At 41.4% G+C, this 14,933-nt stretch carries 10 protein-coding genes and 2 pseudogenes; all 12 read left to right on the top strand.

Annotated elements, in window-relative coordinates; translation table 11 throughout:
• The first annotated feature begins 110 nt into the window (after positions 1-110).
• On the top strand, positions 111-1,076 hold the full coding sequence (locus ACTNA4_RS05535; RefSeq protein ID WP_427805589.1) for a DUF1385 domain-containing protein: 966 nt from the start codon (positions 111-113) through the stop codon (positions 1,074-1,076).
• Positions 1,039-1,986 carry a peptide chain release factor N(5)-glutamine methyltransferase gene (gene prmC / locus ACTNA4_RS05530; RefSeq protein WP_427805590.1) on the top strand — a complete coding sequence of 316 codons (948 nt, stop codon included), beginning with the start codon at positions 1,039-1,041 and terminating at the stop codon, positions 1,984-1,986. Before ACTNA4_RS05535 ends, prmC begins: the two co-directional genes overlap by 38 nt.
• Positions 1,987-2,022: 36 nt before the next feature.
• Positions 2,023-3,096: a peptide chain release factor 1 gene (gene prfA, locus ACTNA4_RS05525; RefSeq protein WP_441016172.1), complete on the top strand. Its 1,074-nt coding sequence runs from the start codon at positions 2,023-2,025 to the stop codon at positions 3,094-3,096.
• A gap of 319 nt (positions 3,097-3,415) precedes the next feature.
• Entirely contained in the window at positions 3,416-3,976 is a 561-nt protein-coding gene (locus tag ACTNA4_RS05520) for an LPXTG cell wall anchor domain-containing protein (protein WP_441028993.1), read from the top strand.
• 11 nt (positions 3,977-3,987) lie between these two features.
• The gene (locus ACTNA4_RS05515; RefSeq protein ID WP_441028991.1) at positions 3,988-4,254 is read left to right on the top strand and encodes a cysteine peptidase family C39 domain-containing protein; all 267 of its coding nucleotides are present in this window, start codon (positions 3,988-3,990) and stop codon (positions 4,252-4,254) included.
• A 483-nt stretch (positions 4,255-4,737) separates the two neighbouring features.
• Positions 4,738-5,895 (top strand): annotated as a pseudogene (locus ACTNA4_RS05510) (ATP-binding protein).
• Positions 5,896-5,998: 103 nt separating this feature from the next.
• On the top strand, positions 5,999-6,127 hold the full coding sequence (locus ACTNA4_RS05505; RefSeq protein WP_427805594.1) for a hypothetical protein: 129 nt from the start codon (positions 5,999-6,001) through the stop codon (positions 6,125-6,127).
• Between the two features lie 259 nt (positions 6,128-6,386).
• Positions 6,387-6,656: pseudogene (locus ACTNA4_RS05500) on the top strand (DEAD/DEAH box helicase family protein); the annotation flags it as partial.
• A 149-nt stretch (positions 6,657-6,805) separates the two neighbouring features.
• Positions 6,806-8,515, top strand: coding sequence for an ATP-dependent nuclease (locus ACTNA4_RS05495; protein ID WP_441028989.1), 1,710 nt, complete (start codon positions 6,806-6,808; stop codon positions 8,513-8,515).
• 48 nt (positions 8,516-8,563) lie between these two features.
• Complete coding sequence (locus ACTNA4_RS05490; RefSeq protein ID WP_441028987.1) at positions 8,564-9,592, top strand: PDDEXK nuclease domain-containing protein; 1,029 nt, start codon at positions 8,564-8,566, stop codon at positions 9,590-9,592.
• Between the two features lie 423 nt (positions 9,593-10,015).
• A complete protein-coding gene (uvrB, locus tag ACTNA4_RS05485) occupies positions 10,016-12,013 on the top strand; it encodes an excinuclease ABC subunit UvrB (RefSeq protein WP_441028985.1) in 1,998 nt (665 codons plus the stop codon).
• Positions 12,014-12,040: 27 nt separating this feature from the next.
• Entirely contained in the window at positions 12,041-14,878 is a 2,838-nt protein-coding gene (gene uvrA / locus ACTNA4_RS05480; protein ID WP_441028983.1) for an excinuclease ABC subunit UvrA, read from the top strand.
• Positions 14,879-14,933 lie beyond the last annotated feature (55 nt).

Here is a 14,933-nt window from a genome sequence, read left to right as displayed (position 1 = left end):
GCTTATCGAAGCTTTCATACTGTAAGATATCAGCAGGCTGAGGTTTTCAGAATCTCAGCCTGTTTTCTCTATAAGGTTTACATGGATTTGTATGATGGAAAGGAAATAAGATGAAATCATCCAATATTGGAGGGCAGGCAGTTCTGGAAGGTGTCATGATGAAGAATCGTGATACTTACGCAGTTGCGGTAAGGAAGCCTGACGGAGAAATAGAGATCAAAAAAGACAACTACAGAAGTGTCACCGGTAAATGGTCGGCACTTACGAAGATTCCGTTCATACGCGGTGTGTTTAATTTTGTGGATTCCATGGTACTCGGAATGAGCACGCTGAACTGGTCCGCAGGATTCTATGAAGAGGAAGAAGAAGCGCGGGAACGGACAGAAGCGGAGGAGAAGAAGGCCAAAAAGCAGGAGGATCTTCTGATGGCTTTGACAATGGTGGTATCGTTTGTTCTGGCGATCGGCATCTTCATGGTGCTCCCTTATTTTATATCTGATTTTCTGAAAAAATGGGTGCCATCTTATACGGTACGGCTGATTCTGGAAGGTGTGGTCCGAATTGCAATTTTTGTCGGGTATGTAGCAGCCATTTCTTTGATGAAGGATATCCGGAGACTGTATCAGTATCATGGCGCAGAACACAAATGTATCAATTGTATTGAGCATGGGCTTCCGCTTACCGTGGAAAATGTCCGCAAGAGTTCCAAGGAACATAAAAGATGTGGAACCAGTTTCATGCTGTTTGTCATGATTGTCGGAATCGTACTACTGTTTTTTGTAAGGGTTGATTCTGTTGTCATGCGGGTGATCGTGAGAATTGCGCTGCTTCCGATCATTGCCGGTATTTCGTATGAGCTGATCAAATGGGCCGGGAACAGTAATAACCCGATTGTCTGTATCTTGAGTAAACCGGGACTCATGCTGCAGCATCTGACAACTAAGGAGCCGAATGATGAGATGATTCAGGTGGGAATCGCTTCCGTTGAAGCGGTATTTGACTGGAAAGAGTATCTGCGTAAGAATTTCGGATGGCAGGATGGAGAAGAGACAAGTGACGTATCAGGAAGCATATAAAAAAGCAGTACGGAATCTAAATGAAAATCAGATTTCAGATGCAGAGAGTGATGCCTGGATCCTGATGGAACATGTGACGGGAATGAACCGCACCCGATATTATGTGGACGGATTCGATGAAATGGATCCTGAAGATGAAAAGCAGTATTTTGAATTGATCGGGAAACGGCTTCAGAGAATACCGGTTCAGCATCTGACCGGGATTCAGGAATTTATGGGAATGGCATTTATGGTCAATGAGCATGTGCTGATTCCCAGGCAGGATACCGAGATCCTGGTGGAAGAGGCGGAGAACTCTCCGCGGATCAGAGGCGAGGAATTTGGCGATGAGGCGAGAGAAGAATTTCCAGAAGAGCTGATTCGAAGAGAGATTCCGGGGAATATAGAAGTGCTGGATATGTGCACAGGATCCGGCTGTATTATTATCAGTATGAAGAAAAGAAATCCGGAACTGGTCTGCACTGCAGTGGATGTCTCGGAAGAGGCGCTTGCAGTTGCAAGAGAAAATGCCCGCAGACTGGGAGCTGATGTGGAATTTATTAAGAGCGATATGTTTTCCGAAATACAGGGGCAATTCGACATCATCGTTTCTAATCCGCCTTATATACCGACCGCAGTAATCGGGGGATTGGAAGAAGAAGTGCAGAAATATGATCCGTTTATCGCGTTGGACGGACGGGAAGACGGACTTTATTTCTATCGGATTCTGGCGGAAGAGAGCAGAAAGTATCTGAAAGATGGCGGGTATTTGTATCTGGAGATCGGCCATGATCAGAAGGAAGCGGTCGAAGAGCTGCTTCGTGAGGCCGGATTTGAGAAAATACATACACAAAAGGATTTGGCAGGTCTTGACCGGGTCGTTTCCGGCGTGTACAATATTTCAGGAGAGAATAGTAAAATAGAATCATAAAGGCTGAGACTAAGCTGATAGCAGGAGGAGAATAATATGTTTGACAAATTAGAGGATTTGCTGATCCGCTATGAAGAGATTATGGGCGAACTGCAGGAACCGGATGTGGTGAATGACCAGAATCGTTTCCGCAAGCTCATGAAGGAACAGAATGATCTGACCCCGATTGTTGAGGCATATAAGGAATATAAGAGTTGTAAGCAGAATATAGAGGACAGCCTTCTTATGCTGGAAGAAGAAAGCGACGAAGAGATGAAGGAACTGGCAAAAGAAGAGCTGAATGACTCCAAAAAGAGAATCGAAGAATTAGAGCAGGAACTGAAAATCCTGCTGTTACCGAAAGATCCGAACGATGACAAAAACGTTATCGTGGAGATTCGTGCAGGAGCGGGCGGAGATGAAGCAGCACTTTTCGCTGCAGAGATCTACCGCATGTATATCCATTACGCGGACAACCGACGCTGGAAAAGTGAGATCATTTCCTTAAGTGAAAATGGGATCGGCGGTTTTAAGGAAGTTGTGTTCATGTTAACCGGGCAGGGAGCATATTCCCGTATGAAATACGAAAGCGGTGTACATCGAGTACAGCGTGTACCGGAGACGGAAAGCGGCGGACGTATCCATACATCAACGATCACGGTAGCAGTTATGCCGGAAGCGGAAGAAGTGGATGTTGTGATCGATGAGAAAGATATCCGTATTGACGTTATGCGTGCTTCCGGAAATGGTGGACAGTGTGTCAACACAACGGACTCTGCGGTTCGTCTGACCCACTACCCGACAGGAATTGTCATTTACAGCCAGACCGAGAAATCACAGCTTCAGAATAAGGAAAAGGCTTTCCGTCTTCTGCGTTCTAAACTGTATGAGCTGGAACTGGAGAAGCAGCAGTCGGCAGAAGCCGAGGCAAGAAGAAGCCAGATCGGAACCGGTGACCGTTCCGAGAAGATCCGTACCTATAACTTCCCGCAGGGACGCGTGACGGATCACAGAATTAAGCTCACGTTGCATAAACTTGATACGATTATGAACGGAGATCTGGATGAAATCATTGACAGTCTGATTGCGGCTGACCAGGCAGCGAAGCTGACGAAGATGAATGAGAATTAAGTATAGAGCAAATCCTATATATTAAAACGTGAACGTGAAATAACGAGAGACCACATAGACTGTATGCGATACGGCTATGTGGTTTTTTATCTTCTTCCAAGATAAAGCCTCCGGCGGATTGCAGAGGTGCGCAGATGTATTGTGTCATGCAGAGCATGACGCGCACCTCGCAGCAAGTACGCCTCGGCGTACTTGAATTACCCTATTGGAATAGTAAAGGGAAAATAGTATAATGAAAACGAACGTTTGATTTACTAATCAACATAAAACTACCGTAAAGGAGCGGTACGAGATAATAATTGATCGGAGGTATTTCGAGATGAAAAAAATCAAGAAGCTTATGCCGGTGCTTTTAAGTTTTGTATTTGTTGTATCTACATTTATGACAATTACAGTTTTTGCAGCCGAAGCAGAACAGAACGGTTTAGTGGCTACGCTTACTTTCGACAAGTCGGAATATGCGGCAAATGAAGATGTCAATGTAACGCTTACCGTAAAAAACAATTCGTATGCCGTTAAAGATATTCAGACAGAGATAACTCTGCCTGACGGTGTCACGCTGAAAGACGGCAGCTTAACACAGGAAGCTTTTGAACTGAACAGTACCGAAAGCAAGACTTGCGAGCTTATCAAAATTGTAAAGGCAACCGAGCCTACAACTGATACAACCAGTCGGCAGACGGGAGATAATTCCCATACAGGTTTTTTTGTTGGTTTGATGATTTTGTCGGGCGGTGCGCTGCTCTTCATCGGGATTAAACAGAAGAAATTACACGCAAAAGGGACAATGTCTCTTATCCTCTGCTTTGCAATGGCGGGAGCAATGCTGCCTATACGGCAAATGAAATACCCGAAGCTGAAGATCTTGCCAATCAAATGAAGGATTATTACTTGAACGACACTGAACCGGAAGGAAATACATTTTATAATTATAATATTTCAAAAATGTCGTTGCCTGAAACGGATGAAACAGGAAAATATAAATTTTTAAAATTACCGTTATATAGACAAAGCCATAATTTTACCTGTGGAGTGGCTTGCGTCGCATCTGTTTTACGCTATGCAGGGTATGATTTTGACACCAGAGAAGATCGATTACTTTGGGAACTTGCAGCAACTCCGGAAAATGGGACGAACTATGTGAATATAACAGAATAACAGAAGACGACGGTCACTATGTTGTGTTAATTGGATATAAGAAGGATACGGAAAAAGATACATATATTTATTATTTTATGGATCCATCTACTGCCGGTAGTTACACATATCTGACAGAAGAAGAATTTAGCTTGCGATGGCACGATAGTTTAGAAGGAAAATCAAAACGGATTGGAATTATAGTTTCGTATTTAAATTCAATACAGGAAGTCCCAATTGATGTTGTATATCATTTAGATTAACGAATAAAATGATAGCGTAAATGAATAAGAGTGAATAAGCCAAAGGCGATCAACCGTAAAAAGTTGGTCGCTTTTGTTACTTGTTAAACATATATAACCCATTGACTAAATAGGTTTATGATGGTAGTATTCATAGAGGATAAAGGAAGACATTTCTGGCAGGATTGGCAGTGGTGCTGATTTCTATTATGTTGGGAATGATATGTAACATATTATTATTGCGTTTGATATAGGAGCAGAAATGAAGACGATTACAGTAGAAGAATTGGAAAAAATAGAATGGAATCAAAGTATGGTGGTGGATATCCGCCCCAATGATCAGTATCAGCGGGGAACCTTCCCGGGAGCGGTGAATATTCCGATGGCTGAACTGGAAGAACGCAGGAAAGAACTGGATGAGGCAAAAACCATCTATATGCTCTGTCATACCGGAGACAGAAGCCAGGAATATGTGGAAGAACTGGAAGATGAAGGGTACGATGCAGTCAATGTGGAGGGTGGCTATCGAGCTTACTTACGTTTGTCTTTGTCGAGGTTTATGCAGGGGGATTGTCAAAAAGAAAAAGAGGAGAAAAAAGAAGAGATCGAGCGAAGCATCATTAAGAAATACCGCAGAGCGATCTGGCGGCCATTTACCAAAGCACTGAATGAATATCAGCTGATCCAGGAAGGAGACCGTGTGGCAGTGTGCATATCCGGGGGAAAGGATTCCATGCTTCTTGCAAAATTAATACAGGAATTGAAGAAGCATGGTAAGGTTCATTTTGAGGTAGTATTTCTGATTATGAATCCAGGATACAATGAAGATAACTGAAAAATTATTCAGGATAATGCCAATCTCCTTGGTATACCGCTTACTGTATTTGAGACTGATATTTTTGATACCGTGGCGGCAATTGATAAGAATCCCTGCTATCTCTGTGCGAGAATGCGACGGGGATATCTGTATTCCAAGGCAAAGGAACTGGGATGTAATAAGATTGCGTTAGGGCATCATTTTGATGATGTCATCGAAACCATTCTCATGGGCATGTTATACAGCGGTAAAGTGGAAACGATGATGCCGAAGCTTCACAGTCAGAATTTTGAAGGAATGGAGTTGATACGGCCGCTGTATCTGGTAAAAGAAGAGGCAATCAAAGCTTGGAGGGACTCTAATGGACTTCATTTTATCCAATGTGCCTGCCGGTTTACGGAAAATTGTGTGAGCTGCGGTGGAGGAAGAGGATCGAAAAGAGATGAAATGAAGGAATTGATTGCACAGTTCAGAAAAACAAGTGATGTCATTGATACAAATATATTTAACAGTGTTAGGAAAATCAATTTACGAAAGGTGATCGGATACTGCAAAGATGATATTGAGTATAACTTTCTGGATGATTATGAATTAACAAGATGAACTCTATTCTGTATGTGAAAAAGCGAATGAATTGCTTAACTAAAATCAGCAGAAAGACAGGAGGGCTTTAACAATTCTGAAACAATTATTAAGGAAAGACGTGATGGCAATTATGACAAGTGGAAAATGGGATCTGGAATCTATTATCACTCAGGAATTCCCGCTGGAGCAGATCTCGGAGGCGATTCAGAATGCGACTGAACCGGAAAAGGCGTTTAATGTGACGATTTAATTTGAGTAGATTTTTATGCTTAAATGGTAACTTAGATGATACACAGAAAGTGTTAAAAGGCATGATAAAAAGTACAGAACAAATGTTCATTTTGTTCTGTACTTTTTTGGCCTTTGATGCTATACTGTACTGTACATAGAATGGGTACTGGAAATGTGCAAGAAGTAGAGTTCCAGATGTTATAAAAATATGAAAATTGATGAAAAAGTTTATTCCAACTATCGAGTTTTCCTCGAGGGTTCAAACATAGGAGGACTACATGGATCATTTTGAGTTAGTATCAGAATATGCCCCGACCGGTGACCAGCCGCAGGCGATTGAACAGTTAGTAAAAGGCTTTAAGGAAGGTAACCAGTGCCAGACACTTCTTGGTGTCACCGGTTCCGGTAAGACCTTTACGATGGCGAATGTCATCCAACAATTAAATAAACCAACGCTGATTATAGCGCACAACAAGACTCTTGCAGCGCAGCTTTACGGTGAATTCAAGGAATTCTTCCCTAACAACGCAGTCGAGTATTTTGTGTCCTAGTATGGCTTTGCGCCTTTTTTCGTGTTAAATTGTCCATTTAGTCCAAATAATCCGTATGGTTTGGATGAAATAGCACGGGATGGACGGAATAACATGAAACGGATTTGTGACCTAAATTCGTGTAATGAATATATAAAGGAGTAAAAATGTACAGATTTAAAATAAACGAATTAATGTTGAACAGTATTCAAGGAGAAATACCACTGAAACCTAAAAAAGTAAACGTATTTATTGGTCCTAACAATTCTGGTAAAAGTCGCTTCTTGAAAGAGTTACGAGATTATCTTAGCGGAGATATGCGGGAATTAAGTATTATAAAAGAAATGAAATTTGATTACCCGGAAGATTTTGAAAAATTAGATGAAAGTTATCATTTAAGTGGCAAAATGGTAAAAGATTTAAATGGTAATTGGGTCTTGAGAGCTTTTTCAAATAAAACAAATAATGCATGGAATGTGCATGCAAGTTTTGATAGTTTATATACTAAAAGTTTACATTCTTTTGGTGGTGACTGGAAAGATCATTTTAAGAATATTATTGGCAATCGAGAAGAGAGTGGCTTTTTTGAATATTTAGGCCCTTTGTTTTTCCAATATTTAGGGACAGAGGAAAGATTGACCATATGTAAAGAACAATTAGATCATGGGTTGGATAGTAATAATACTAATTATTTGTCGTCATTTAAATTTGAAACAATGCTGTTAAAAGAGCTGTGTCAAAATGTTAAACGAATTTTTCATAAAAATATTATATTGGATACGCAAACGTTAGGAGACAGGATTGTCTTCAGAGTAGGAGATGATTTTGAATATATTAATGGATTGTTTGGAAATGAACAGGGTGATATTAGTAGGTTGTTTAATGAGAAAAAGTTGGATGATCAAGGTGATGGTTTGAAAAGTTACGTATCTACTTTTCTTTCTCTTAATTTAAAAGGCAGTGACGTTTTGTTAATAGATGAACCAGAGGCATTTTTACATCCACCTTTAGCAAGACAAGTGGGTGAGTTAATCGGAGATTTTGGTGATGAGAAACAAATTTTTGTCTCTACACATAGTGTGGAAGTTTTAAAAGGTATTTTATCAAAAAGTTCAGATGTTAATGTGATAAGAATTACTCAACCCGAAACATATAAGAATCAAATTAATATTCTTGATAAAGGGATATTGAAAAATATTATACAAACTCCACTTTTAAGAGTTTCAAGAATCTTAGAAGGATTGTTTTGCAAAAAGGTAGTTATTACAGAAGCGGAAGCAGATGAATTGATTTATCAAGAATTAATAGAAAAAATATTTCCTCAATCGGGATTATATTTTGCCCATGGGCAAAATAAGCAAACATTAGCTGACATTGCTGAATTGTATCACGAAATAGGAATTGAATATGAAATAATTGTAGATTTTGATGTCCTTAGAGACTCAACAGAATTTTATAAGTTTCTGAAAATAATGCCATTGAAGGAAAAAGAAAGACAAAGGTATAAGGCATATGCAGAAAAAATGAGAGAGATAGTCAATGATAGCGTCGAAAAGGAAGGTTTATCAGAAGAGGAATTAAACGAAATACAGAAGAAAAAGAGAGACGAAGTGTATCATAAACAGGGCCTTTCCTTTTTTGATGTAGACCTACAGGGGAAAATAAGTAATACTTTAGAAGTGTTGAGTTGTAATCATCTGCATATTTTGGAATCGGGAGAATTAGAGACTTTACTGATTTCTTATGGAATACCTCATAAAAATAAAAAAGAATGGATTACAGAGGCCATTAATAAGGTTGGAGAATTAGGACGGGAAGATATAGTTAGCAATAATAAATTATATAAATTCCTGGAAAGTATAAAAGGAATTGATTAATGATGATGAATTGGCTACACATGTGTAGCCAATTCAAATGGAGGGAATATGTGTAATAATACTGAAATTATTAAAAATGAGGAATTATCTGTTATTCCAGTAGAAGAACAACAATTTTATGAAGATGTTAGAGAAATATTGCTTCAAGCGAGAGAATTAGCTTACAAGAATGCGAGTAGTATCATGACTCAAGCATATTGGAATATAGGAAAAAGAATTGTTGAGCAGGAATTATTGGGGAAAGAAAGAGCTAAATATGGTTCTTACTTGATAAAAAACTTATCTAAAGAGTTATCAGATGAATTCGGGACAGGATTTTCTGTGGCGAGTTTAAAAAATTGCAGACAATTTTATTTGGCATTTCCACAAGATTCATATGGCTATGTGATGATGAAAAAGGTACCATGGTCTCATTTGAGAAATATTATGCGTATTTCAGACGAAGAAGAACGCAATTTCTATTTGGACGAAGTGGCTAATGAAAATTGGACTGTAAGAGTGTTGGAACGTAATATTAAAAGTGGATATTATAAGAGAATGCTGTCCACACAGTTGCCAGATACGGAGAATAAAACATTAGAATTTGTTAAGGATCCGTTTGTGTTGGAATTTATGGGAGTAAAGCAAAATGATGGACATTTAGAAAGTGATATTGAAAAGGCTATTATTAGCAATCTTCAAAAATTCTTATTAGAAATGGGAAAAGGATTTTCATTTGTTGGTAGACAGATGAGAATTTGCACGGAAACAACAGATTTTTATATTGATTTAGTTTTTTACAATTATATTTTGAAGTGTTTTGTACTTATTGACTTAAAAACAACAAAGTTAACTCATCAAGATATTGGGCAAATGGATATGTATGTGCGTATGTTTGATGATTTGAAACGTAGGGAAGATGATAATCCCGCTATTGGTATTATTTTTTGTACGGACAAAGATGAAACGATGGTTAAATATTCTGTTCTGCATGAAAATCAACAGATTTTTGCTTCTAAATATATGACTGTCTTACCTACTGTCGAAGAGTTGCAAAGAGAATTAGAAAGAAATCAATTGATATATAATCAGGATTAAAAGGGTTTTGAGCGAGAATAAGCAGATATTATTTGGCATATTTCAATTGGCTACACGTGTGTAGCCAATTTGGTATAGTGTAGTCGTGAGATTGATATTCGGATGTTTGTTCCTCAAATTGATGTCAGAGATGTCAGCAGAAATCTCAGAGATATTTTCCAGGAAAATAAAAATGAAGCATTCAACATTCATACCGAAATTGCGTAGCATATCGATATGAATGTCAAATAGTAAAATATAATTCGAGAGACACTGTCTCCTGAATATCCACCTGAATACTTTGTACGTACTATGATTAAAAATTTGTGACCTAAATTTGTGTAAAGGTAAAAATTGTAGCATCAGTCATTTGGGATTTTTAAAATTACACGAATTTCTGGCTGATGGACAAACTTTTTTACTATGAGATTTGGAGGTGTTTTTATGCAAGATGCACAAAAATGTTTTAAACTACATTCTGAATACAAACCTACCGGCGACCAGCCGCAGGCAATCGAACAGTTAGTCAAAGGATTTAAAGAAGGCAATCAATGCCAGACCCTTCTTGGTGTCACCGGATCCGGTAAGACTTTTACCATGGCAAACGTTATTGAACAATTAAATAAACCAACACTCATAATCGCTCACAATAAAACCCTTGCAGCACAGCTCTACGGGGAGTTCAAGGAGTTCTTCCCTGAGAACGCAGTCGAGTATTTTGTGTCCTACTACGACTACTACCAGCCCGAAGCATATGTCCCGTCATCAGACACTTACATTGCCAAGGATTCCGCAATCAACGATGAGATTGATAAACTCCGTCATTCTGCGACAGCAGCGCTGTCCGAGCGCAATGACGTGATCATTGTGGCCAGCGTATCCTGCATTTACGGACTGGGTTCTCCGATCGATTATAAAGAAATGGTAATCTCTCTGCGCCCCGGAATGATAAAGGACAGAGATGAGATGCTGAAGAAGCTGATCGAGATTCAGTATGACAGAAATGATATGGATTTCAAACGGGGCACATTCCGGGTTCGGGGAGACGTTGTGGAAATATTTCCGGCGTATTCGGAGAAAATAGCATATAGAGTGGAATTCTTCGGAGATGAGATTGACCGGATCACGGAGATTGATACGCTTACGGGAGAAATCCTGAATGTGATCGGACATGTCGCAATTTTCCCGGCATCTCATTATGTAGTTTCCAAAGATAAAATGGAGGCGGCGATTGCGGAGATTGAAAAGGAACTGGAGGGACAGATCCGGTTTTTTAAGGGAGAAGACAAGCTTCTGGAGGCGCAGCGCATTTCCGAACGAACTAATTTTGATATTGAAATGATGCGTGAAACAGGATTCTGTTCGGGTATTGAGAACTATTCCCGACATTTGACAGGACTTGCACCGGGACAGCCGCCGCAGACTTTGATCGACTATTTCCCGGATGATTTTCTGATGATCATCGATGAGTCCCATAAGACGGTTCCGCAAATCGGAGCGATGTATCATGGGGATCAGTCGAGAAAAACAACGCTGGTGGATTATGGGTTCCGTCTCCCGTCGGCTAAGGACAACAGGCCGCTTAGTTTTGAGGAATTTGAAAGCAAGATCGACCAGGTCATGTTCGTCTCCGCGACTCCGGGTGAATATGAAGAGCAGCATGAACTGCTGCGGGCTGAGCAGGTGATCCGTCCGACCGGGCTTCTGGATCCGGAGGTGGAAGTGCGTCCGATTGAGGGACAGATTGATGATCTGGTAGCCGAGGTGAATAAAGAGACAGCAAGGAAGAATAAAGTCCTTATCACTACTCTGACGAAACGCATGGCAGAAGATCTGACAGACTATATGAGAGAACTGGGAATAAGGGTGAAATATCTGCATTCCGATATTGATACACTGGAACGGACGGAGATCATTCGTGATATGCGTCTGGACGTGTTTGATGTACTTGTGGGTATCAATCTTCTGAGAGAGGGACTGGATATTCCGGAGATTACGCTTGTCGCTATTCTGGATGCTGACAAAGAAGGCTTCCTGCGTTCGGAGACTTCCTTGATACAGACGATAGGACGTGCGGCGCGAAATGCGGACGGTCATGTCATTATGTATGCGGATCATATCACGGACTCTATGCGCGTAGCGATTGATGAGACGAAACGTCGGCGTGCAATTCAGATGGCTTATAACGAAGAACACGGAATTACTCCACAGACGATCCGAAAATCCGTGCGTGACCTGATCAGTATTTCCAAGAAAGTGGCGGCCGAAGAGATGCGTCTTGAAAAAGATCCGGAATCCATGAGTAAAGGAGAGCTTGAAAAGCTGATCGGCAGTCTGACAAAGCAGATGAAGAAGGCTGCGGCGGAACTGAATTTCGAAGCCGCGGCGGAATTGCGTGATAAGCTGGTTGAGTTGAAGAGAAATTTAAATGAACTTGAATAGATTGAGATAAGACAGAGGTAGACTAAGATGGCAGAAGAAAAGAAGCAATTTATTAAGATCAGAGGAGCAAATGAGCATAATTTAAAGAATATTGATGTGGATATCCCGAGAAATGAACTGGTGGTCCTGACTGGCCTTAGTGGATCGGGGAAATCATCTCTGGCTTTTGATACCATTTATGCGGAAGGGCAAAGAAGATATATGGAATCCTTGTCTTCTTATGCAAGACAGTTTTTGGGACAGATGGAGAAACCAGATGTGGAAAGCATTGAAGGATTATCTCCGGCAATCTCCATTGATCAGAAATCGACAAACCGGAATCCCCGTTCTACCGTGGGAACTGTGACAGAAATTTATGATTATTTCCGTCTGCTGTATGCGAGAATCGGAATTCCGCATTGCCCGAAATGTGGGAGAGAGATTAAGAAGCAGACGGTGGATCAGATGACGGATCAGATCATGGCACTGCCGGAGGGAAGTAAGATTCAGCTCATGGCGCCGGTGGTGCGCGGAAGAAAGGGAACGCACGCGAAGCTTCTTGAACGTGCAAAAAAGAGTGGATATGTGCGCGTGCGGATTGATGGGAACATGTATGAACTTTCCGAAGAGATTGCTTTGGATAAGAACATTAAGCATAATATTGAAATTATTGTAGACCGTCTCGTTGTGAGGCCGGGGATCGAAAAGAGACTGGCGGATTCCGTGGAAAGTGTTCTGAATTTGGCGGAGGGCCTCCTTCTGGTTGATGTGATTGGAGGAGAACCCATGAATTTCAGCCAGAGTTTTTCTTGCCCGGACTGCGGAATCAGTATTGATGAGATCGAACCGAGAAGCTTTTCGTTCAACAATCCGTTTGGTGCATGCCCGGAGTGTTTCGGACTCGGCTACAAGATGGAATTTGATGAAGATCTGATCATACCGGATAAATCCCTCAGTATCAGTCAGGGAGCGATCGCCGTGACGGGATGGCAGTCTTGTACGGATAAATCAAGCTTTACTTATGCGATTCTGGATGCACTTCAGAAAGAATATCATTTCAGTCTGGAGACGCCATTCGAAGAGTATCCTAAGGAGATCCATGATTTGCTGATTTACGGAACAAAAGGCAAAGAGGTAAAGGTTCATTATAAAGGTCAGCGCGGAGAGGGAATTTATGATGTGGCTTTTGAAGGGATTATTAAGAATGTAGAACGCCGTTATCGGGAAACAGGTTCGGAGACGATGAAGGCAGAGTATGAGAGCTTTATGCAGATCACACCTTGTCGGGAGTGTAAAGGACAGCGGTTGAAGAAATCGGCACTTGCTGTGACGGTTGGTGGTAGAAATATTCATGAAGTGACAGCTATGTCTATTGAGAACCTTCAGCAATTTTTAGAAGCGCTTGAACTGACAAAAACCCAGCAGATGATCGGAGGACAGATCCTGAAGGAGATCCGCGCAAGAATTCAGTTTCTGATGGATGTGGGATTGGAATATCTGACCTTATCGAGAGCAACGGCAAGCCTTTCAGGTGGAGAAGCACAGCGTATCCGACTTGCAACACAGATCGGGTCCGGGCTCGTTGGAGTGGCGTATATACTGGATGAACCGAGTATCGGACTTCATCAGAGGGATAATGACAAACTTCTTGCTACGTTGAAGCACCTCCGCGATCTGGGAAATACGTTGATTGTGGTGGAGCATGATGAAGATACTATGTTTGCGGCGGATCATATCATTGATATCGGGCCGGGAGCCGGTGAGCACGGCGGGAAGCTGGTGGCTCAGGGAACGGCGGAGGAGATCATGAAGGTGGAGGAATCGATTACAGGGGCTTATCTGAGCGGAAGAGTGAAGATACCTGTCCCGGAAAAACGTGCAGAACCAAACGGATGGATCAAAGTGGTCGGTGCCGCCGAGAATAATCTGAAAAATATTGACGTGGAATTCCCACTGGGAGTGATGACCTGTGTGACGGGGGTATCCGGATCAGGCAAAAGCTCTCTGGTAAATGAAATCCTTTATAAGAGTATGGCGCGGAAACTGAACCATGCAAGAGTGATACCCGGCAAACATACCAGGATTGAGGGATTGGAACAACTGGATAAAGTGATTGCGATTGACCAGTCCCCGATCGGCAGGACCCCCCGGTCGAATCCGGCTACTTATACGGGAGTCTTTGATCTGATTCGTGATCTTTTTGCGTCTACATCGGATGCGAAGGCAAAAGGCTATAAAAAGGGGAGATTTAGTTTCAATGTAAAAGGCGGACGATGTGAGGCTTGCAGCGGTGACGGGATTATCAAAATTGAAATGCATTTTCTTCCGGATGTCTATGTCCCTTGCGAAGTCTGCGGCGGGAAGCGGTATAACCGGGAGACTCTTGAGGTGAAATATAAAGGGAAGAGTATTTACGATGTGCTGGATATGACAGTGGAAGAGGCTCTGCATTTCTTTGAAAATGTGCCGAGCATCCGTAGAAAAATGGAGACATTGTACGATGTGGGATTGTCTTACATCCGACTGGGACAGCCGTCCACGACGCTTTCGGGAGGAGAAGCACAGCGAATCAAGCTGGCAACGGAACTCAGCCGGCGTAGTACCGGGAAGACGGTATATATTCTGGATGAACCGACCACAGGACTTCATTTTGCAGATGTACACAAGTTGACAGAAATTCTGAAAAGACTGACAGAAGATGGAAATACGGTGATTGTAATCGAGCATAATCTGGATGTGATCAAGACGGCGGACTACATCATTGATATCGGTCCGGAAGGCGGTGATAAGGGAGGAACGATCGTAGCTCACGGCACGCCGGAAGAAATTGCTGCAAATCTGAATTCATATACCGGCAAGTATATTGACATGATGCTGAAAAAATGATAAACCTTAAGAAAATCTAAAAAATGAAAAAACTCTTTCCATTTATTAGAATTTT

Origin of the sequence: Bariatricus sp. HCP28S3_A7 (assembly GCF_052066375.1) — a bacterium.
In the GTDB taxonomy this organism is placed as follows: domain Bacteria; phylum Bacillota; class Clostridia; order Lachnospirales; family Lachnospiraceae; genus Allocoprococcus.
Note: the sequence above shows the minus strand (reverse complement) of the source record. Positions and strands in the feature narration are given on the sequence as shown.

Excerpts from the sequence above, each read along its gene's own strand:
- uvrA (WP_441028983.1), top strand. The coding sequence starts at position 12,041 with ATGGCAGAAGAAAAGAAGCAATTTATTAAGATCAGAGGAGCAAATGAG.
- prmC (WP_427805590.1), top strand. The coding sequence starts at position 1,039 with ATGGAGAAGAGACAAGTGACGTATCAGGAAGCATATAAAAAAGCAGTA.
- ACTNA4_RS05505 (WP_427805594.1), top strand. The coding sequence starts at position 5,999 with ATGGCAATTATGACAAGTGGAAAATGGGATCTGGAATCTATTATCACT.
- ACTNA4_RS05490 (WP_441028987.1), top strand. The coding sequence starts at position 8,564 with ATGTGTAATAATACTGAAATTATTAAAAATGAGGAATTATCTGTTATT.
- uvrB (WP_441028985.1), top strand. The coding sequence starts at position 10,016 with ATGCAAGATGCACAAAAATGTTTTAAACTACATTCTGAATACAAACCT.
- ACTNA4_RS05535 (WP_427805589.1), top strand. The coding sequence starts at position 111 with ATGAAATCATCCAATATTGGAGGGCAGGCAGTTCTGGAAGGTGTCATG.
- prfA (WP_441016172.1), top strand. The coding sequence starts at position 2,023 with ATGTTTGACAAATTAGAGGATTTGCTGATCCGCTATGAAGAGATTATG.
- ACTNA4_RS05495 (WP_441028989.1), top strand. The coding sequence starts at position 6,806 with ATGTACAGATTTAAAATAAACGAATTAATGTTGAACAGTATTCAAGGA.
- ACTNA4_RS05520 (WP_441028993.1), top strand. The coding sequence starts at position 3,416 with ATGAAAAAAATCAAGAAGCTTATGCCGGTGCTTTTAAGTTTTGTATTT.